This window comes from Ignavibacteriales bacterium, from assembly GCA_026390595.1.
Taxonomy (GTDB): Bacteria; Bacteroidota; Ignavibacteria; order UBA10030; family UBA10030; genus UBA9647.
Map to the genome: position 1 here is coordinate 19,343 of JAPLFQ010000024.1, position 21,006 is coordinate 40,348.

The window sequence follows — 21,006 nt, forward strand, 5'->3', positions numbered from 1 at the left end:
TGGCGAAATCCGGCCGCACAACTGGCCGGCAAACTGGTCGGGATTTCAATTTGAATCCACTATTGTGCCTGCAATTCGAGTCTTGACGCCGACCTCCTTTCTCCAAGCATGCGAGGGCATTTCATGGAACGAAGTCCCAGATGTCTTGCGAAATTGAACAGAATGAACAAGACTCTGCGCCACGAAGAGGCGGATCGTGTTCCGATCAGCGATTTCTTCTGGGGCAGCTTCCTCGACCGCTGGCGCCGTGACCTTGGGCTTGCGAAGGACGCAGACATCTACAAGCACTACGATCTCGACTGGATCGTCACCGTTCCCAATATGGATCCTCATATCAAGCAGTTCGAGTTGCTTGAGGAATCTTCTGAACATGTACTCCTCCGCACCGGATTTGAGGCTGTGATCAAAAAACAGTTTGCCGATCCCATGCCTGCCTTCCTGAGATTTGAAACTGATACGATTGAGAAAATGGATTCCTTCCAATTCGACGATCCCCGGGATGACCGACGGTATTTCAATGCCGGCGACAACCAGATTGCAGGGGTCGGCGATGGTTTCGCGAGGAATTCGCCGGCGTGGCTCGAGACTGTGAAATCACTGCACACCGACTTCCCTGTCTACGGCAGCGTATGCGAAGGACAAGAGATGCTCTGGCGCATTATCGGTTCGGAAAACGTGATGCTCTGGATCTGTCTCTATCCTGACGAACTCGCCAGGTTCATCGAGCGTATCGGCGAGTTTGCACTTGGCATCACAAAGGCTCAGATCAAGGCGGCGGACGGCAGGCTGGATGGGATGGTCATCTGGGGAGATGTTGCCTACACCAAGGACTTATTCTTTTCACCCGACTACTGGCGACGATGTTTCAAACCCGTTGTCAAAGCGATTGTCGATGAATGCCACTCGAACGGCATTCCGGTCATCTATCATGGATGCGGAAATGTCAGTAGGATCTTTCAGGATTTCATCGACATCGGTGTGGACGCCTACAATCCGCTCGAAGCGAAAGCCGGTATGGACGTGGTCGCTTTGCGCCGGCAATACGGACACAAAATTGGATTCTGCGGCAATCTGGACGTCATCACCTGGGCGAACGGCACGCAGGAGGATATCAAGAGAATGGTGCTGAGCAAATTGAACGCCGCGAAAGGGGGCGGATATATCGTCCAATCGGACCACTCTGTGCCAACCAATGTGTCGGGTGAGAACTACGACTTCGTCGTGAAGCTCGTGCGTGAGTATGGCAAGTACCCGCTGAATTTGGGTGAGTACGATATTACTGACATCGGTTGAAAGCAACCAGAACTCACCTCAAAAACCCCCTTGGCGCCTCTTTGCGGCCTTCGCGGTTAGAATACAACCGCCAAGAGCCGCAAAGGCAACATCTCATGTAATCAGAACAATGCATTTTTGAGATTGCTTTCAGCTATATGAGGTTCCGCAATGAAAACGATCACACTTCTGGTAATCTCCCTTCTGATGTTTGCTGTTCGAGGTGTTGCTCAAGAGAACGGAGGATCCACGTCGAAAGATGACCATCTCCAATGGTGGCGCGAGGCACGCTTTGGCATGTTCATTCACTGGGGACCGGTCAGCCTCAAAGGAACGGAGATCAGCTGGTCCCGGGGCGGAGAACGGCGAGGGATCAAGGGGAAGGGGGAGATTCCCGTGGAGGTGTACGACAGCCTCTACAAGCAGTTCAACCCTGTGAAGTTCAAAGCTGACGAATGGGTTTCCATCGCGCGCGCTGCCGGCATGAAATACATGGTACTCACAGCGAAGCACTGCGACGGCTTCTGTCTGTGGCACTCCGGTGTCGACAACTACAGTATCGCCAGCACTCCTTTCAAACGCGATGTGTGCGGTGAACTGGCTGACGCCGCCCACAAGGCGGGCATGAGAGTGGGGTGGTATTACTCTCCCATGGACTGGCGAGATCCGGACTGCCGTACGGAACGAAACAGCATCTACGTGAAACGGATGCAGGGACATCTGCGTGAACTGCTGGGCAACTACGGGCAGATCGATCTGTTGTGGTTTGACACTGACGGCGGACCGGCTCCATGGGATCAGGCTGCGACGTACGGTCTCGTCCGTTCGCTCCAGCCGAAGCTGATCATTAACAACCGGCTGGATATGGGGGGCTATGAAGACTACAGGGCTCAGAACATTGGTCCCAACGCGGACTATCAAACTCCTGAGCAACGAATCGGGGCGTTTGACAATATCCGGCCATGGGAAACCTGCATGACGCTCGGGCAACAGTGGTCGTGGAAACCTCAGGACACAATCAAGACCTTCGCAGAATGCCTGCGTATTCTCGTCCAATGTGTTGCGGGCGATGGGAACCTGCTCCTCAACGTCGGTCCGATGCCAAACGGACAAATTGAACCTCGACAGGTAAAAGTGCTCCGGCAGATGGGAGGGTGGTTGACGAAGTACGGAGAGAGTGTCTACGGGACCCGGGGCGGGCCTTTCCCCAACGGCGCGTGGGGTGGCTCAACGATGAAAGGAAATGCGGTGTACCTTCATATCCTGAAGTGGGAAGGGAACCAGTTGCAGCTGCCGTCGTTGAAAGCTAGAATCATCAGGGGTAAAGCCCTCACCGGCGGCAATGTGAGAATTGAGCAAACCGACGAAGTGACGATCATTCGAATGCCGGTCCGGGAGCAGAACAAAGTCGACACTGTTGTGAAGCTGGAGATGGAAAAGCCTGTTTCTTTTCGTTAACAATGAACCGTCCGATTAGTGATAAAGCTCCTCATGGTTGATTTCCATGTGCATCAGATTTCTATGCACGACAGAGTCTCAAGTGGACTCAGAATTTTCCGGACCACCGGATGATCGCGGAAAAGGTATTCGAAAGAGTTCTCGAAAATGAGAGACTTCCGATTCTCTCGATGGGAAGAAGATTTGAAAATTGACTGGCCTCTGCTGTATTCCTTCCTCAATAGATCCCCCGCGCTGTGTTGTCTGTTTTTAACCGGAGAATTTGATACATTCATTTCAGTGCAGCGCTTATGCAGCACGCCCCCCCACAATCGTGCTGTTGGCTCTCACCTTGCGGCTTTCTCTCCCGCGGAATCTCTATGCACCCGATCTTTCTCGGTTCCCGGGAGGCCACACCTTCTGTTCGAACAGGTTCATGAGGTATGAATGTGATCCGTGGGGTGCGTCTCGCGAAACCTGAAATCGCCCGCTGCCGTCGGACACAGGTACTTGACCCGATGCAAACCTGACACATCAGCACATGAGACAAGAGTTGCATGTTCTTGATTCCAGAGTCCACAAATGGATGCTCCCATGACTTCAACAAGAAATGCTGAAACGACCACTTGGAGCAGTCTCCTCTCCTCGCCGCGGCAGCGGCTGTCACTTCTGCTGTGGCTCGTCGCCGTACATTCCTTCTTTGTCGGCCTCGGGTTGATATTTCTCCCCGATGCCTTGCTTTCCGTCTTTGGGTTTACGCCGGGGGGTGAGCGGTTTTTTCGCGCTCAGGCAGGCGTTTTTCATTTCGTGATGGTGGTGGTGTACGGAATGGCAGCCGTACGGTGCGTGTACTCTCCCGACTCCGTGTATCTCGCAATTGTCGCAAAGCTCATCGCGATGGCATTCTTGATCTGCTACTTTTTGGTTGCAGCGCCACTGTGGATGGTGTTGCTTTCCAGTGTTGTCGACGGAGCCTTCGGCGTTCTCATTGCGTGGGCATTCAGCGCATACCGAAAGAGCATTCCTGCAGGTGCTGCAAGTTCCACCGGTTGAGAACGTACAGCGTCCGTCGGAGATTTCCGCCGCCGATCCCCGAACCTTCTCTGTAGCGGCAAGGAGAGGTCATGAAGCGCACTCCAACGATTATCCTCACCGGAGCGTCCGGCCTGATAGGGCGAACACTCCTCGACGAGTGGAAGAACGACTACAGGATCTTTGCCGTTGCTCGTCGCACGCAGCAGGAATGCGAAGCCCCGGTTCATCCCAACATCGCATGGATGCGGGCGGACATCTCCGATCAGGCGCGCATCAGCGAAGTCTTCAGGGAAATTGCCACTGCAGGCGGAGCGGATTTTGTCTTCCATCTTGCGGCGTTCTACGATTTCAGCGGTGAGCGCCACCCGGAATACTACACAACAAACGTCGTCGGCACACGCAACGTGCTGGAGCTCTCGCAGGAAATCCGCCCCCGCCTGTTTGTCTTCTCAAGCTCCGTCGCTGCGTGTCCATTCCCGCCGCCGAATGAGTTCATCCGCGAAGACACGTCCCCCTCCGGCGATCATATCTACTCCTGGAGCAAGCGTGAAGGCGAGCGACTGATCATGGATCCTCAGAATACGATCCATTCGTGCGTCGTCCGTTTGGGCGCAGTATACACCGACTGGTGCGAATACCCTCCTCTCTATACTATGCTTCAAACCTGGCTGAGCGGGTCCTGGAAGGCGAGGATTCTCGCAGGAAAGGGGGAGAGCGCCGTACCCTATATCCACATGAGGGACATCATCTCCTTCTTCCGGCGTATCATCGAATCCGCTGAGATACTCCCGCAGAAGACCATCGTGCAGGCGTGCACGAATGGTGCGACCTCGCATCGAACGCTCTACCAGCTCGCCACGCGCCATTTCTATGGCGAGGAGCGAAAGCCGATCTTCATGCCACCGGTTGCGATTACTCCCGGACTGCACGCGCTCCGGATGATCGGCAGAGTCACAGGCACCATGCCGTTTGAACAGCCATGGATGCTCCGCTTCATCGATGAGAAACTCAATGTTGATGCCTCACGCACCTACGCTCTCCTCAACTGGACACCCAATCCCCGGCATGCAATTGATCGCAGGATCCGGTATCTGCTGGAACATCTGAAATCGGAACCCCATCTGTGGCACCTGAAGAATTTGCGGGCCTCTCTGAAGGAACGCGATCGAGTGGAACTTCGTATCTATCGCACACTCTCCATACTTGAGGACAGCGTCTCCATCGCCGCAATCAATGCAATTTTCGGCGAACACCAGGATTCCGGTCGCTTTGCAGCGCTCCGCTCTATGGACAAAAACGAAGTCACATGGTTTGTCCGCATGCTCTACAGGCTGCTGTTGACGTCCATCCACACCGGCAACACGCTGCTTCTGTGCAACTATTTTGAAATATCGTCATCGGGAAGATTTGCGGCGGGCTACAGGCCTGACGACCTGATCGAAGTACTCCAGGCTCTGAACAGTGCGATCAACCGCGATACCATCGACTGGGGCGAGCCGCGCCCGCAGAGAACAGCGTTGCATCACTATATAACCATGCCGATTGAACTCGCGATTGACGAAATCGAGTTTCAACGCGAGAGCGCCAAGACAACAGACAGGGAGCCGGCCCCGGGGGGAGAGACTTCACCGGGTCCGGATGATAATGCCCGCCGACAGCTCGAGGAGACGATCTGGAGCTGTCTTGTGATGCGCAAATAACATGCGCACACCGGAGGTACTCCTATGACCCTGAAGTTCAGCACTATTCAAGTTCTCAGCACCACGCTTGTGGTTGCCGTCACGGGGCTTTGTGTCATCCTCGCCGGCTACACCATTATTACGGACGTCGTGGTTGATGAAGCGCAGCTACGGGTTCAGATGGATTTGAACTCTGCCTGGACCGCATTCCGTGATCAGGCCGTGCAACTGCAAGCGAACCTCAGCCTGGTTTCGCAGCAACAACTGGTTCGGAAGGCACTGGCAAATTCAGTGCATCGCAGCGTGACACCACCCAGCCTTGAGGCATTGCGTCTTCAGTCCGGGCTCGACTTTTTGACGCTTGTGGATACGCGGGGGAATGTGATCGCGGGATCAGGGCAATCGGGTACACCCGGGAAACCGGTCCGGCGCGATATTGTGGTTGACAATGCGCTCCGTGGCAAGGTCACGTACGGAACAGTCCTCATCGCGCCGGGTGATCTGCGGCAGAAGAGTGTTGAGCTCGCGGATCGCGCACACATTCCAATCATACCCACAGAACGTTCCGTGCCGACCGATCAAGTGGTCGAAGACCGCGGAATGGCTCTCGAAACGGCAATTCCGGTTCTTGGTCAGGACGACGCAGTGGCGGGCGCACTGTACGGCGGAATCCTGCTCAACCGGCGGTTCTCACTGGTTGACGACATCCGCAGCACGGTCTTTGGAACAGAGAGCTTTGAGAACAAACCGGTGGGAACTGTAACGATTTTCCTGGGGGATGTGCGCATTGCAACCAACGTACTGCAAGCTGACAGCACGCGGGCCATCGGCACGCGTGTCTCGGAAGAGGTGTACCGGATTGTCCTCGAACGCGGGGAGCGGTTCCATGCGCGGGCATTCGTAGTCAACGACTGGTACCTGTCGGCCTACGATCCGATCCGCAATCCGGCAGGGGACATCATCGGCATTCTCTATGTCGGATTGCTGGAAAAAAAGTATCTCGATTTTCGCTCACATTTCGTGAGACAGTTCCTGCTCATCGGAATAATTGCGCTCGTGTTGTCCATCGGATCCGCGCAATACTGTTCCACCAGGACCCGGCGCCCGCTCACGAAGCTTGTGGATGCCACACGCAGGCTCTCTTCGGGTCAGCTTGATACGCGTGTCAACGATGTGCGCGGGAGCAAGGAAGCGCTTGAGCTTGCGCATGCCTTGAACGCAATGGCGGATTCACTCGAGCGGCACGAGCAGAAGTTGAACGATGCTGCAACGCAACTCGAACAGGCATACAAGGAAGCCGACGAGAAGAACCATGCGTACCTTGAAATGCTTGGCTTCGTAACGCATGAGCTGAAGTCCCCTCTTGCTTCCATCGTGTTCGCCCTCGGATCGTTACGTGAGTGCATGCTGGGGCCATTGACCGCGGAGCAGGAGGCGACCCTGAAGGCATGCTCAAGCAGCGCCGACTATCTTAACGCCACGATCGGGAATTTCTTGAACCTGAGCCGCATCGAGGAGGGGGAGATAAGACTCAAGCTCCGCAAGGTTAATATTCGTCGAGATGTCATAGACCACGTCACGGAGCTACTCAGGGAAATGGCAGTTGACAACGAGATGCAGATACGATGCACGATCCCTTCTGACCTGGCGCTGGTCTGCGACCCTGATCTGATGACCTCGGTGTTTCAGAATCTCGTCTCCAACGCCATCAAATACGGCAAGCCGGGTGCCGGAATCTTTGTTTCGGTGACGACCGACCAAGCCTCGGCGATGCATACCTTTGCTGTGTACAATGAGGGGGAGGGATTCGATACAGATGAGCGCAGCAGGCTCTTCACGAAGTTTTCCCGCTTCACGGCGGAAAACTACAGCACAAAATCCGGTACCGGACTTGGCCTCTTTGTGACGAAGAATATTGTCGAAAGACACGGCGGGACCATCTGCGCGGATTCCATGCCCGGATGGTGGGCGAGATTTACATTTACACTGCCGGTTCATATGCCGATTCCTGACGAACCGGAAAGCGAAGATCGCCCGCACGCTACGCCGTAGCGGACTCGTTTGCAGTGTCAGTCTGAGGAGCTTTCCGATCCAGGAACAGTTCTTCGATCTTCGCGAACAGCTCGGATGGTTTGACCGGCTTCTCAATGAAAGCATCGACCGGCATGAGAGCGGTATTGACCCTGCCGCTGAAATCGACAGTTGTCTTCGAGGTAACGCTGGTCAGCATCAGGATCGGAACGCGTTCGAACCGTTTGTAGGGGGAGTCCGGAGCAGCAGTCCTCAACTCTCTGACGACGCGGAATCCGGCAACGAAGTCTTCCATGATGACGTCGAGGATGATCAGGTCGGGCTCAACTTTCTTTATTGCTTCAAGCCCCTCGGTGGCGGATTGAGCTGAGAAGAAGGCGTATCCCTTTGCCTCCGACGCGATCCTGATCACTTTCGCTAGGTTGACATCATCGTCAATCATGAGAATGCGCCGGGGGGGGATCATGTGTTCACTCCTCTCGTTTCGTGTCGCTGTCATCCACGGTTTACTCAAGCTGATCAATCGACAAGCGGTTGGTTCCTCGCCAGCGTGACCGCGCGAACTCGACAATGAGTGGGCAAAAAGGAAAAAGTCGCAGTGCTTTGCGCTCAATGTATATGTGAAGCTAAAGAGAAGCAAGGGGAAAGCAGCGCCCGATCGGCGCAGGTCAATGCTGCTTGAATGCCAGCGGCAAACGGCGATGAAAAACTCAGGAATTGGACGAATCATGAGTACTTCCATGGTTTTCGCGGATTCCGCTTGCAGAAATAGAATAGTGAGTATTCGATGTTTGTTCAAGAAGATGCAATCCACGCGAATGTGTCGTATGCTCGCAACATTGAGGCTCATGAACCTTGCTTTGGCCGTGATCCTTTTGTGCCCGAGCTTGGTCGAATCCCAGGTTGGCACGGAATCCGGGAGTCGCGCCGTCGTCATCAGACACATCCGCATCTACGAATCGCCATCAGAGTACTGCGCCTGGCCGTCGATCGCCAGGACGTCGGGAGGCGATCTCATAGTGCTGTTCACGAAAACGGAGGAGCATCTGGGACCGGACGGCGCGATACTTCTCAGCCGGTCGACGAACAACGGAAAGACATGGCTCCGACCAACGACTGTCCTCGATTCTCCCATCGATGACCGAGAATCGGGGATCACGACTCTTCGCGACGGACGGATCGTGGGTCACTTCTGGTCGACCTTCTGGACGAAGGAGTCGTACGTAAATCTGGCGCGGAACTCCTACGGACGTGATCTACTGGACCGCTGGATCGCGATGGTCGGGAGGGAGGAGTACCGGGCTGAAAGGAAAAACTCCGGAGGCTCGACGGCGATCTCGAGCGATGGTGGACGAACATGGTCGAACTTGAGGGAGGGACACGACTCAGTTCACGGCGGGATCGAGCTGGCGTCAGGGGGGCTGCTGCTTGCCTCGTATCGCGAAAGCCCGGACAGCATCATTGTTCACACGGCCGATTCTGCGTCCGGCCCATGGCGTCGTCTGGCGGCCATCGTATCCCCGCACCCCGAAAGTCTGAGTTTCGGTGAGCCGCACATGCTGCAACTCAAGACGGGGCGTGTGATCATGATGATCCGTGCGACCGCGCGTCCCTACAATGACCGTGATCCACGGTGTGTGTTGTGGGAATCGTACTCAGACGACAACGGGAAGACGTGGGCTGCACCGTTCGCGACACCGCTCTGGGGATTTCCGCCCCACCTTGCTCTGCTCTCTGACGGAAGAGTTCTCTGCACATACGGCTATCGTCGCCCGCCGTACGGCCAACGTGCATGCGTGAGCGATGATGGGGTGAACTGGAGTCTTCGGGACGAAGTGATTCTGCGTGATGACGCGCCGAACAGCGATTTGGGCTACCCGGCTTCAATCGAGCTGGACCGAGGCGTCATACTGACAGTGTACTATCAGCCAAACGTTCCGCTTGGGACAATTCAGAAAATGGATCCGCCGGATCCGCGTCGGACGAAGCCCGGGATTCTTGGTACAATCTGGAAGGTCCCGCCGCGGAAAGAGTTTTAGCGAGGCGCAGGTAACTTCAAGCCGTACTTCTCAGCAATCGCCTTGCGCTCTTCCCGCGCTGTCGGCGAATGAACGATGCCGAATTTCTCAGTCAGGAAATCCCTTTCCTTTTTTTTCTTCTCAGAATTATCCGGGAATCCGTTTTCGGGCGTGAGTTCATGGAATGTCCGCTCCAGGTATTCCTCGAAAGGCTGATTGAAATACATGTCCATGAAGCGCAGGGGTTTGTCCGACGCGTTCCAGAATGTATGAGTGATACCATGCGGACGCAAGTGCCAACCACCCGTTTCCACTTCAACCACGTCATCGCCGATCAGAACACTTGCCCTGCCCTCGAGGACGAACATCAACTCATCCAGTTCTTTATGATGGTGCGGGGAAGGTCCCATGAGTTTTGGGGCCACGGCGCATTCAACGCTCGAAAATCGACCATCGGTCATAGCAGAACGCATCCAAACCCGGATATCCATGCCTCCCTTGTGATCCAAAGGCGGCATCGCCGGCAGCAGAACGGGTTTCAAAGAGTCCCCCGAAGGGGCAGTTTGGATTGCACCCAAGGCGCCTTGCGGCAGACCACCAAACGCTGTGAGGAGACTTGTGGCGAAGAGAAAATCGCGTCTTTCCATTTGACTATGATTCCTTAGAGTTGCCGAATGTTTGGAATGGTTGTTTGTTCAATCAGTTTCCGCTTTCCGCCGGCGTTGTGAGGATTTTCGGTGGCGGGTTGATCACTATGAAACTCAATCCGGAGAACCAAAGTTCCTTAAAACGTAACGCTGTATGTGGCGAACAGCTCACTCGCGACACAGAACCTTGCTGCCTTCGGATCGATGAGATTTGCCTTCAGGGACAAGAAAGTCCGCCATTTTCACAGGTCCGTCGGAACAACGGCGTGGGTTGCCCTTCCTTGATAGTACATTTGGGGCCGGACCTCCATTCGTTCACCAGGCGATTGTTGGGACAGGCCTTAGCCATCGATTTCAATATGCTTCGCCATCTTGTAAACTTATGGGTTTCTGACGAGGTGCATGGACTTCCCATTTATGCGAGAAGCGGCATTGTCGTGAGCACGAGATCTTCTTGCCGATGAGGCCAAATATTTGTAGACTCTTGCCACGATGATTCGGGCTTTTGCAAAACATCTTGCTCCAGTGTCGGCACTCCAGCTCTTTCTTCTGGCTGTTTCCCTTGTATGGTGCTGTGAAGCTGACTGTATCGGGGCCGGTAAAAGTGAGGACTGCGGTTCTCTTGTCTGCATCGTTCTCTCAAAGGAATCGTCGTCAACTCGAGATCTTTCTCCGACCACTGCAGCCGCCTGTTCCTGCGTTTGTCATCTCAAGGCTTTGCCAGGAGCTGAGAGTTTCACCTCTTTTGTGAAGGCCCTCACGCCCATCCCGGTTGTCGGTCTCTATGCGCTGCTTGACCTGCCTTCTGAGCCGATCATTCGTCCTCCCATCGCCGCCTAGATTTCGATTCAACTGATTCGTTCCTTCGCACCGCTCAAACGTGGAAGAATGGGTTTCTCTTCTTCATTGAACCACATCCAATTCATCGTGGAGTACAGTTGTGAAAAACTATCTCCTCTTCCTCACTCTGGGGGTTACCTGCGTTTGTTCGCAGATCTCCGCCCAGACAGTTAAGCTGCTCTCGCTCAGAGAAGCAGTTTCCATCGCCGTCGAACACAATCCCCAAACGCATATCGGCCGCCGGCGTATCGATGCCCAGCGGGGTCAGTACTGGCGCTCGCTCGCGTTGCCTCCGCCATCGATTTCGGTCAACTATGCGTTCATTCCCGTCGGAGCCGGACTCGACCAGTTCAGCGAGCGTACGATAGAATTCGCTCAGGCGTTTGATTTCCCAACCACCATCGCACTGCGCGGGTCGCTTGCATCCTCGGAATTCAGGGTGGCTCAGATTGAGTACTCGGCGACTGAATTGGAAACGATTGCGCAAGTGAAGCGCGCGTATCATCGCGTCCTTGCGAAACAGCAGAAACTCTTCCTTGCGAAGGAGTACCTGACGCTCGCGGAGGATTTTGCCGCTAAATCTTCGGCACGACGCAAAGCGGGGGAAGGGACGCACCTTGAGCAGCTGACAGCGAGCGTGCAGCGGAGCCAGGCGCACAATGCTGTCGAATCAGCGACAAACGAATTCCGGATAGCGAAAGACGAGCTGGAACTCATCCTCGGGGAACGGGACGGCCCCATACAGCATGAACACATCCTGACCGACAGTATGACCTATTCCCCGGAAACGAACACTCTCGAACAGTACTTCGCAATGGCAAAAGCATCAAACACGCAGCTTCGCACGAACGACCTGAGGCGGGATATTGCGTCGACCGGCTACTCGCTGGCATGGTCAGCTCTGCTGCCGAGTTTTTCCGCGTCGTACTTTCGTCAAAAGCGTGACGGTGTTTCCGGACTGTACGGGGTCTCGCTTGGAATGTCCGTCCCGCTCTGGTTCATGTTCGATCAACGGGGACAGATCCAGACTGCGTCGGCAGAAGTGTCCATTGCAGAGCGTCAATCGAGGTTTTCTCAGGATTCTGTGCTTATCGTTGTGAGATCATCTTACTATGAGAAACTCAACAGCGAGCGACAACTTCGCTTGTATCGGACAGAAATCCTGCCGGAGTCGGACGAGATTCTCCGTGTGGCCAAAGCAAGCTATGCGGTCGGCGAGATCACCTACCTGGAATTTCTGCAGGCACAACAAGCGACGCTGCAGGCGAGGAGCACGTACATCGATGTTCTTCTCTCGTACAACGTCGCGTGTACCCGCCTCGAACAAATTGTAGGAACACCACATGAATCGTCTTTGTAAAGGGATATTGCAATGAAGAGAACCAGAAAGTTGTTTGTGGTGCTGACCCTCCTCGTCGTGCTTGCCGGTTGCACCAGGCAGGAAGATCGATCGGGTTCGTCGTCAGAAAAGAGAGCGGGGCCGGTGATGATCACACTTACCCGAAAGAGCGTAAGCGACATCAATGTACAGTTCGTGAGCGCAGAGGTGCAGCCGCTCAGGAAGGAGTTTGTGATCGCTGCCAGGCTTACAGCCCATCAGGACCATGAGGCTCAGGTCGGGACGATGGTCCAGGGGAAGGTCTCAAAAGTTATGGTGAACCTCGGCGACCGTGTCGAGGTCGGCCAGGAACTCATGGAAATCGAGGGAGTGGAGATCGGTGAAATCAAGGCCCGCTTCATCAAGGCCAAAGCCCATCTGGCCTACACCGAAGCCGGTCTGAAACGGCAGCAATCGTTGATGGACCAGAACATCGGCGCACAGAAATCGCTCCTCGAGGCACAAGCGGACTTTGAAAAAGCGAGAGCTGAGTTTGCCGCCGAAGACCGGAGAATTCACTCTGTCGGTCTGAATGACGAGGATGTCGAAAAGTTCATTGACAATTCGTCCGCCAACTCTATTGGACCGCACATCGGCGGAATCCTCCCCGTCAAGTCGCCGATTGCGGGTGTCGTCTTCGAGCGCAATGTCGTCATCGGGCAACTTCTCGATCCGGCAACCACGGCTTTCAAGATCATCAACACATCGACGCTGTGGGTTGACGGCCAGGTGCATGAGGGGGACGTGAGCATGATGAGGGGGCTTTCGGAGATCACCATCGTGGTGCCGTACGTTTCGGGCAGCCCGATTCGGGGACGGCTACTGTATATCGGGGCGACGGTAGATCAGCAAACGCGGATGGTAAAAGTCAGGGCCGTTCTGCAGAATTCACACGGGGCTCTCAAGCCCGGGATGTTCGCCGAGATGCACGTTCCGGTCGGCGACGGCGCGAAAGAAATCGTGATTCCCGGGGAAAGTCTCATCAGGGATGGAACCGATCAGTATGTGTTTGTCGCGGTCAACGACACGACGTTCGAAAAGCGGGATGTCGTTCCGGGTCTTGCTTCGGGTGACTGGGTCCAGGTAAAGAACGGCCTCTCGCGTGGAGAAAGGGTTGTCACAAAAGGCTCGTTCATGCTGAAATCTGAACTGAAGAAGGAAATGTTCGGGGAAGGAGAATAGAGATGCTCGAACAAATCGTCGCTCTCACCCTTCGGCAAAAGGGGTTTGTCCTTCTCTGTGTCGGCGCCCTCGTGCTCGTGGGAGTATTCGCCGGCGTCAGGCTTCCGATTGACGCGTTGCCGGATGTCACCAATGTGCAGGTTGAGATTGTGAGCACTGCCCCGGGGCTCTCGCCGCTCGAGATCGAGCGCTTTGTGACCTCTCCAATCGAGATGGCCATGAGGGGATTGCCTGACGTCGCTCAATTAAGATCTGTGACGAAATTCGGTCTCTCGGTGGTCACGATTGTCTTTCATGATGACGTGGATACGTACTTTGCCCGTCAGTTGGTCTTCCAACGGCTGGAAGACGCCAAGGCGAAAGTCCCCAGCTCGGTGACAGTGGAGATGGGTCCGATCGCGACGGCTCTTGGCGAGATTTACCAATACACGTTGGAAGGAACTATGCCGCCTGATTCCCTCGGTCGTGTAAACTATCTGAGTGATCTGAGAACACTGCAGGATTGGGTCGTTGCGCCGATGCTCAAGAGCGTTTCCGGTGTCAACGACATCAATTCGTTCGGAGGATACTTCAAACAATATCAGGTCGTGGTCTCTCCCGGCAGGCTTTTGCAGCATGACCTCGCACTCGAGAAGGTGTATGAGGCCCTCGAAAAGAACAACCAGAATGTCGGCGGCAATGTATTGAATCGGCACTCCGAACAGCTCATCGTCCGGGGCGTCGGGATGTTGCGGACAGAAGATGACATCCGCAATGTGGTTCTGAAGTCTGAACGAGGGACGCCGATCTTTGTCAAGGATGTTGCCGAGGTGAGAATTGGAGAAGCTGTGCGACAGGGAGCATCAGTGAAGAACGGAAAGGACGAAGTAGTGGGCGGCATTGTGCTGATGCTCAAGGGCAAGAACAGCCGCGAGATTGTGCAGGCCGTGAAATCAAAGGTGAGGGACATCAATGAGGGGAACCTGCTCCCGGCGGGAATCAAGCTCGTTCCGTACTACGACCGGACAGATATTGTCGAACGAAGCGTGAGCACGGTGACAGGCGCACTCATAGAGGGAGCAGTCATTGTGCTCGTGATTCTCTATATCCTGCTCAGGAGTGCCCGAAGCGCGCTCATCGTGGTTGTTGCCTTCCCGTTGTCTCTTCTGTTCACGTGCATCGTCATGAAGTATGGCGGCATGAGTGCCAACCTGATGTCATTGGGGGGGCTGGCGATTTCGATAGGCATGATCATTGATGCCACGATCATCCAGGTGGAAAATGTGCAGCGTAATCTTGGGAGTGTAATCGGCAGGGAGCCGAAACTGACGACCGTTCTGAAATCAGTCCTGGAGGTTCAGAAACCAAGCATCCTCGGTGAACTGATCATCGCGATGACGTTTCTCCCCATCCTCTCCCTGGAAGGGATGGAGGGGAAGATGTTCCAGCCGCTGGCATTGACCGTGGCGATTGCGGTGCTCGCATCGCTGCTGCTTTCGGTTTTCGTCATACCGGTCCTTTGCCTGGTGTTTCTCAAACCGGGAAGCGAGAAAGAAAGTCCCGTGCTGCGACCCATCAAGGGATGGTACAAGGCCGTTTTGAGCTGGAGTTTAGGCAACAAGCGGACCGTCCTCGCGATTGCAGGTGGAAGCCTGGTTCTTGCTGCCATCCTGACAACGCGGCTGGGGACGGAGTTCATACCGATCATGGATGAGGGAGCATTTGATATGGATATCCAGCTCCTCCCAAGCGTTTCGCTCGAGAAATCGATGGAGATCAATCAGCTCATCCAGCAGAAGATAAAAGCGTTCCCCGAACTGGAGACGCTGGTCTCACGAACTGGCCAAACAGGCATCGCGGTCGAAGCGCGGGGCGTTGACAAAACGGGATACACCGGTATCTTCAAGAAGAAATCTGAATGGACCACTGCAAGTACAAAGGAGGAGATCATCGAAAAGATGAGGGGATCTCTTGCGGGCATACCGGGGATAGCATTCAGTTTCAGCCAGCCGATCCAATGCAGGATTGATGAACTGGTCGCGGGGACAAAAGCGCAGCTGATCGTGAAGTTATTCGGTGAAAACATCGAGATCCTCAAGGCACGAGCTGATGAGATCGCGTCAACCTTGAGCAGGGTGAGGGGGGCAACGGATATCGTAGTTGAGCGTGTTGCGGGTCAGCCGTATCTCACGGTCGCCGTGGACAGATCCAAACTGGCTCGGCACGGGCTCAATGCAAGCGATGTCTTGAACGTCATGGAAATCGCCGTGGGGGGGAAGGCGGCCACGCAGCTGTACGAGGAGAATCGGGCGTTCGACGTGACACTCCGTTACCCGGAGGAAAACCGCAATTCGGCTGCGAACATCGGTGACATTCTGGTGGCATGCCCGGACGGTTACAATGTTCCCCTCGACGAGCTTGCGACCATCGAGGTTGTCGACGGTCCTGTCCAGGTCAGCCGCGAAGATGGATTGAGGCGTATCGGCATCGAGCTCAATGTGAAGGGAAGGGACATCGGATCTTTCGTCAGCGAAGCGAAGAATGCGATCAGGCGCGCTGTTGTTCTTCCCCCGGGATACTACGCGACGTGGGGTGGACAATTCGAGAACCAGGAGCGAGCGATGAAGAGACTGATGGTCATCGTGCCGCTGACCATCGCCATGATCTTTGTCCTTCTCTTTTTCACGTTCAGGTCACTCCGTTTGGCATCCCTGGTGATATTCAATCTTCCGTTTGCCCTTATTGGAGGGGTCCTTGCGCTCTATGTTTCCAGGCTTTATCTGTCCGTTCCGGCGTCAGTGGGTTTCATTGTCCTGTTCGGCGTGGCGGTCCTGAACGGAGTGGTTCTGGTCTCCCGCATCATGCAGCTTCGACAGAAGGGGATGGCGGTGTCCGAAGCGATCACCGCGGGTTGTCAGGACAGGCTGCGCCCGGTTCTCCTGACAGCTTCCATTTCGATTTTCAGCCTGATTCCGATGTTGTATGCATCAGGACCCGGATCAGAGATCCAGCATCCCCTGGCAGTTGTAGTCGTCGGCGGCCTGATCACATCCACACTGCTCACGTTGATCGTGATCCCAACCTTGTACGAATGGTTCGAAGGCGGCCGCGAAGAGCAGGGAGAACCGATCGTGAAAGGGCTCAACTGAATCAACTCGGTTCTTTCCACGAAGCACAATCGCGACAGAAGAATCCCGGAGAGCTCCAGCCGGCCCTGCAACCGGCAGTCAAATTGACCGGGATTTTTCGTCATTACCTTCATATCTTCCATCCGCAGCTTACAATGCCCGCGAACTCCCCGATGCTCGGCAGAAATACAACAACATGAGGTGAATGATGAAACAGCAACCAGTGTCCATACTGCTCATGGTGATGAGCTTCTTTCTGGTGTCTCCGGTCGTTTCGGGTGAGCCGCTTCAGCAATCCGCGCCGCAAACCAGACCGGTTGTCGGACTCATCGATGAAGTCCGGGAACTTTACCCCGATACAAAACTTGATCAGCCGGTGAAGCGCCTCACGGTGCACGCGGCAAGAAACACGAGGGCCGGCGTTCATGTGATGATCACAGGACTGAAGGGGACGGAGAGGATCAGGTTCTCTGAGTCAGACAAGAACGGCAAGCCGACGAAGGGACTTGGCTGGTTCAGGATGATCGACGTGCCAGTTCTCGAGAACACGGGTCTCGACCGGAACACGGAAAAATACAGCGGCAAAATCAACCCGTTTGTTATCCGCAGAGCGCCTTTTCGAATCTACGATCCGTTCCGTCCCGTGAGCTCACCGCTTGCCGCCGATTCCACATCCATGGCGCTCCGGATGGAAGTGCCCATCGATCCGACTTTTGCGCCGGGAGAGTATGTTCATCACATCAAACTCGACTTCGGTGATCATGTCGAGTCCCTGGAATTCGTGGTAGTCGTTCATCGCGCTGCAGTGCCTCCCGTGTCCCAATCCACCGTCTCCTACATCAATTGGATCAACATCGACAACATCTGCAGTATTCATGGTGTGGAGAAGTGGAGCGAACCGTTCTGGGACATGCTCGGGAAGTACGCGTACACGATGGCGAGAGGAAGGCAGACCGCGTTCTGGTTCATCTGGCCCGACTACTTCACGTTCGACAGCACGGGAAATGTGGCCGCGTTTCGACCTGACCGGCTCGAACGGTACATCAGGTTGTTTCTCGACGCAGGACTCACGACGATTCACGGTGCCCCGATTGTTGGCCGCCGGAACTGGACAGGTTCCACGGACATGCTCCTCTCAGTCAGCGCAGCCGACGGAAAGGAAGTCGACGCAGTCTCTGAGAAGGGGAAGCGAATGCTCTCGCAGATGGCGGAACACGTTATTGAACTCATGAAGAGGAACAACTGGGATGCACATTGGTTGCAGGGACTCTTCGATGAACCGGAAGACGCATATGTCGATCGCTACCGGGAACTCATCTCGCTGTTCCGGAGATTGAAACCCGACATGCAGATCCTCGAAGCTACGATGACGATGAACGTGACCGGTCTCGTCAACGTCTGGTGTCCGCAGGTCCAGGAATATCAGGCCAACCGGGAATTCTTTGACAAGCGGAAAGCGGCAGGCGACAAGGTGTGGGTGTATACCTGTCTCTCTCCGGGCGGTCCGTGGCTGAACCGGCTGCTTGATGAGGAGCGAATTCGTCAGGTATATATCGGTTGGGCTCTGGCGAAATACGACTTGCAGGGCTACCTGCACTGGGGTCTGAATTTTCACACGCCCAAGCCGTTTGAGGAACTCGTCCGGTTTCATATGGAAGGCCAGTACCTTCCGGCCGGCGATTCACATATTCTCTATCCCGTCCGCGATGGCCCCCTTTCGAGCCACAGGTTCGAAGCGCATCGGATCGGCATGGAAGATTACGAACTTCTCGCTCAACTGAAATCACACGATGCGCCGCGGGCGCAGCGGATCATTGCTCAGGTGCTTCAGGGATTCGACAAGTACAGCAAGGACGTTGCGGCATACCGGAAGACCCGACATCTTCTTCTTGATGCGGTCGATACATACACACAGAGGTGAAGCACAGAGAAAACAAGAAGACCCAACCGCGTGTACGTTTTATATCAACTCGGGGTGAGTCTTTGAGCCGAAAGGGCTTTCAATGACCGGGCGATTTGGCCCTTGCCTTCTCGATGCTGCCTCAGTACTATTGAACCAATTCTCGTCTCCGTGGTTTGTCAGAAATCCTTACCTACCAATATTCGGCTCAACATGAAGACATTGTTCGGAGTCATTTTGCTCCTTCTTCTCTCCGCACGGGAGGCTCCCGCAGATGACGGATACGAATTGTGGTTGAAGTACAGGAAGATCGATGACGAGCTCCTGCTGAAGCAGTATCGGGAGGCCATCGCATGCGTCGTCGTCCCCGGCAAGTCAAAGACTCTCGCGATCATCCGCAATGAACTCAAGAACGGACTAGGCGGGATGCTCGGTGTCGATGTGCGCGTCAGTGCTTCTGCATGCGGAAGTAACGCACTTCTCATTGCAACGCCTGCACGGTCAAGTTTTGTCCAACGCCTGCAGCGCGAGGGAAAACTCCTGACGCTTGGAAACGAGGGGTACCTCCTCACGTCGGTTACGGAAGGCAGGAACAAACTCCTTATCATTGCCGCGAACAGCGACATCGGACTTCTGTACGGGACATTTCATTTCCTGAGAACTCTCCAAACCCGCCAATTGTTCGATCATCTCGAATTCACTTCGGCACCTCGGATCGTAAACCGGTTACTTGACCACTGGGACAATCTGGACGGATCCATCGAGCGCGGCTATGCCGGCAATTCGTTGTGGAAATGGGATGAGCTGCCGCGGAAAATCGACAGCCGCTACAGCGACTACGCGAGAGCAAATGCCTCGATTGGAATCAATGGCTCAGTTGTCAACAATGTCAACGCGAACCCGGAGATTCTGAAAAAGGTCTACCTGAGGAAGGTGGCTGCGCTGGCAAACGTCTTCCGGCCATATGGAATCCGAGTATTCCTTTCAGTCAATTTCTCATCACCAATCAAAGCGAAGTTTGAACAGGAGGGGAACCGAAAGGGGGGCATTGGGGGGTTGCCTACTGCAGACCCGCTTGATCCGGCCGTCAGGTTATGGTGGAAGAATAAGGCGAAGGAGATCTATGCGCTGATACCGGACTTCGGCGGATTCCTGGTGAAGGCAAGCTCGGAAGGTATGCCCGGCCCGCAGGACTATGGCCGCACTCACGCTGAGGGGGCAAACATGCTCGCGGAGGCGTTGAAGCCGTTTCACGGCATTGTCATGTGGCGCGCGTTTGTGTACGACCCCGAAGTCGATCCCGATCGAGTCAAGCGAGCCGCGTGGGAATTCCTGCCGCTCGATGGAAAGTTCCTCCCCAACGTTTTTGTCCAGGCAAAGAACGGTCCTCTCGACTTTCAACCCCGGGAGCCCGTCCAACCGCTTTTTGGTTCAATGACGAAGACGCCAATGATGCTCGAGCTTCAAATCACCCAGGAGTATCTGGGCCATTCGACCCACCTTGTGTATCTTGCGCCGATGTGGAAAGAGTATCTTTATTTTGACTTGTTCGTGAAGGGACCCGGCTCATCACTCGCAAGCGTTGTCGACGGAAGCGTGAGGAAGACCTCCATGACCGGAATAGCAGGCGTGGCAAATACCGGCGATGATCGAAACTGGTGCGGGTATTTCTTCGGACAGGCCAATTGGTTTGCCTTCGGCAGGCTCGCGTGGGATCATTCAATCAGCGCAGAGCAGATTGCGGACGAATGGATCAGGATGACGATCTCAAACGACTCCACAACTCGTTCGACCGTATCATCAATCATGATGGGTTCCTGGGAGGCGTGCATTAACTATATGACTCCGCTTGGATTGCATCATATCATGCAAGTCGATATTCATTACGGACCCGGGCCCCAACACAACACCGGAAGAGAGGACTGGCGGTCGGTCTACTACCATCGGGCGGACAGCGTTGGGTTGGGGTTCGACAGGAGTTCGACAGGCAGCAATGCCGTGGGGCAGTATGCTCCTCCTTTGGGTTCGACGTTCGACAATCTTGAGACGTGCCCCGAAGAATACCTGCTCTGGTTCCACCACGTCAGCTGGAATCATGTCATGAAATCAGGGAGGACGCTGTGGGATGAGCTGTGCGTACAGTACTTTTCCGGGACAGACTATGTGCGCGGAATGTACGATAAATGGCTTTTGCTCCGGGGCGGAGTCGATGCCGAATTGTTCTCAAGCGTCAAACAGAAGTTGGAGAAGCAACTGATTGATGCCGCGATATGGAGGGATGCGTGCCTCACGTATTTTCAGAGCTTCAGCAAGAAACCTATTCCAGGTCAGCACTGAGTCCGAAGCCTGCGTGCGAATGGAATGCTATCATCGTGTTGAAATGACCGCGGGACTTAACACCAGTCCCAATCTCGATCGAATGCACTTGCTTCAATCTCCGGGTCCCGCCCGGGAAAACACCGCGCCCTGACCCCCGGGGC

13 protein-coding genes are annotated in these 21,006 nt (G+C 54.9%); 11 read left to right on the forward strand and 2 right to left on the reverse strand.

The window, feature by feature from the left end; translation table 11 throughout:
* Positions 1-162 precede the first annotated feature (162 nt).
* From NTU47_13440 to NTU47_13460, 5 genes are all read left to right on the forward strand, one after another.
* Positions 163-1,293 (forward strand): hypothetical protein, encoded by a 1,131-nt coding sequence (locus NTU47_13440; GenBank protein MCX6134810.1) that lies wholly within the window; start codon positions 163-165, stop codon positions 1,291-1,293.
* A 150-nt stretch (positions 1,294-1,443) separates the two neighbouring features.
* Positions 1,444-2,730, forward strand: a complete 1,287-nt coding sequence (locus NTU47_13445) for an alpha-L-fucosidase (GenBank protein MCX6134811.1) — start codon at positions 1,444-1,446, stop codon at positions 2,728-2,730.
* Between the two features lie 573 nt (positions 2,731-3,303).
* Positions 3,304-3,762, forward strand: a complete 459-nt coding sequence (locus NTU47_13450; protein MCX6134812.1) for a hypothetical protein — start codon at positions 3,304-3,306, stop codon at positions 3,760-3,762.
* 71 nt (positions 3,763-3,833) lie between these two features.
* Positions 3,834-5,444: an NAD(P)-dependent oxidoreductase gene (locus NTU47_13455; protein MCX6134813.1), complete on the forward strand. Its 1,611-nt coding sequence runs from the start codon at positions 3,834-3,836 to the stop codon at positions 5,442-5,444.
* A gap of 24 nt (positions 5,445-5,468) precedes the next feature.
* The gene (locus NTU47_13460; protein MCX6134814.1) at positions 5,469-7,475 is read left to right on the forward strand and encodes a cache domain-containing protein; all 2,007 of its coding nucleotides are present in this window, start codon (positions 5,469-5,471) and stop codon (positions 7,473-7,475) included.
* On the opposite strand, the gene NTU47_13465 is transcribed toward NTU47_13460, so the two are convergent.
* On the reverse strand, positions 7,465-7,920 hold the full coding sequence (locus tag NTU47_13465) for a response regulator (protein MCX6134815.1): 456 nt from the start codon (positions 7,918-7,920) through the stop codon (positions 7,465-7,467). The two genes, NTU47_13460 and NTU47_13465, sit on opposite strands and share 11 nt — an antisense overlap.
* A gap of 361 nt (positions 7,921-8,281) precedes the next feature.
* On the opposite strand from NTU47_13465, the gene NTU47_13470 reads away from it, so the two are divergent.
* Complete coding sequence (locus tag NTU47_13470) at positions 8,282-9,493, forward strand: sialidase family protein (protein ID MCX6134816.1); 1,212 nt, start codon at positions 8,282-8,284, stop codon at positions 9,491-9,493.
* Here the strand turns inward: NTU47_13470 and NTU47_13475 are convergent.
* A complete protein-coding gene (locus NTU47_13475; GenBank protein ID MCX6134817.1) occupies positions 9,490-10,119 on the reverse strand; it encodes a cupin domain-containing protein in 630 nt (209 codons plus the stop codon). The genes NTU47_13470 and NTU47_13475 overlap by 4 nt on opposite strands.
* A gap of 940 nt (positions 10,120-11,059) precedes the next feature.
* Here NTU47_13475 and NTU47_13480 point away from each other — a divergent pair.
* From NTU47_13480 to NTU47_13500, 5 genes are all read left to right on the forward strand, one after another.
* Positions 11,060-12,319 carry a TolC family protein gene (locus NTU47_13480; protein ID MCX6134818.1) on the forward strand — a complete coding sequence of 420 codons (1,260 nt, stop codon included), beginning with the start codon at positions 11,060-11,062 and terminating at the stop codon, positions 12,317-12,319.
* A 12-nt stretch (positions 12,320-12,331) separates the two neighbouring features.
* Positions 12,332-13,519, forward strand: coding sequence for an efflux RND transporter periplasmic adaptor subunit (locus NTU47_13485; GenBank protein ID MCX6134819.1), 1,188 nt, complete (start codon positions 12,332-12,334; stop codon positions 13,517-13,519).
* 2 nt (positions 13,520-13,521) lie between these two features.
* Positions 13,522-16,647 carry a CusA/CzcA family heavy metal efflux RND transporter gene (locus NTU47_13490; protein ID MCX6134820.1) on the forward strand — a complete coding sequence of 1,042 codons (3,126 nt, stop codon included), beginning with the start codon at positions 13,522-13,524 and terminating at the stop codon, positions 16,645-16,647.
* A gap of 187 nt (positions 16,648-16,834) precedes the next feature.
* Entirely contained in the window at positions 16,835-18,547 is a 1,713-nt protein-coding gene (locus tag NTU47_13495) for a DUF4091 domain-containing protein (protein MCX6134821.1), read from the forward strand.
* A gap of 192 nt (positions 18,548-18,739) precedes the next feature.
* Positions 18,740-20,863 (forward strand): alpha-glucuronidase family glycosyl hydrolase, encoded by a 2,124-nt coding sequence (locus NTU47_13500; GenBank protein ID MCX6134822.1) that lies wholly within the window; start codon positions 18,740-18,742, stop codon positions 20,861-20,863.
* Positions 20,864-21,006 lie beyond the last annotated feature (143 nt).

Coding starts and splice junctions, on each gene's coding strand:
- NTU47_13490 (MCX6134820.1), top strand. CDS start 13,522: ATGCTCGAACAAATCGTCGCTCTCACCCTTCGGCAAAAGGGGTTTGTC.
- NTU47_13440 (MCX6134810.1), top strand. CDS start 163: ATGAACAAGACTCTGCGCCACGAAGAGGCGGATCGTGTTCCGATCAGC.
- NTU47_13455 (MCX6134813.1), top strand. CDS start 3,834: ATGAAGCGCACTCCAACGATTATCCTCACCGGAGCGTCCGGCCTGATA.
- NTU47_13445 (MCX6134811.1), top strand. CDS start 1,444: ATGAAAACGATCACACTTCTGGTAATCTCCCTTCTGATGTTTGCTGTT.
- NTU47_13450 (MCX6134812.1), top strand. CDS start 3,304: ATGACTTCAACAAGAAATGCTGAAACGACCACTTGGAGCAGTCTCCTC.
- NTU47_13475 (MCX6134817.1), bottom strand. CDS start 10,119: ATGGAAAGACGCGATTTTCTCTTCGCCACAAGTCTCCTCACAGCGTTT.
- NTU47_13470 (MCX6134816.1), top strand. CDS start 8,282: ATGCTCGCAACATTGAGGCTCATGAACCTTGCTTTGGCCGTGATCCTT.
- NTU47_13460 (MCX6134814.1), top strand. CDS start 5,469: ATGACCCTGAAGTTCAGCACTATTCAAGTTCTCAGCACCACGCTTGTG.
- NTU47_13465 (MCX6134815.1), bottom strand. CDS start 7,920: ATGATCCCCCCCCGGCGCATTCTCATGATTGACGATGATGTCAACCTA.
- NTU47_13495 (MCX6134821.1), top strand. CDS start 16,835: ATGAAACAGCAACCAGTGTCCATACTGCTCATGGTGATGAGCTTCTTT.
- NTU47_13485 (MCX6134819.1), top strand. CDS start 12,332: ATGAAGAGAACCAGAAAGTTGTTTGTGGTGCTGACCCTCCTCGTCGTG.
- NTU47_13500 (MCX6134822.1), top strand. CDS start 18,740: ATGAAGACATTGTTCGGAGTCATTTTGCTCCTTCTTCTCTCCGCACGG.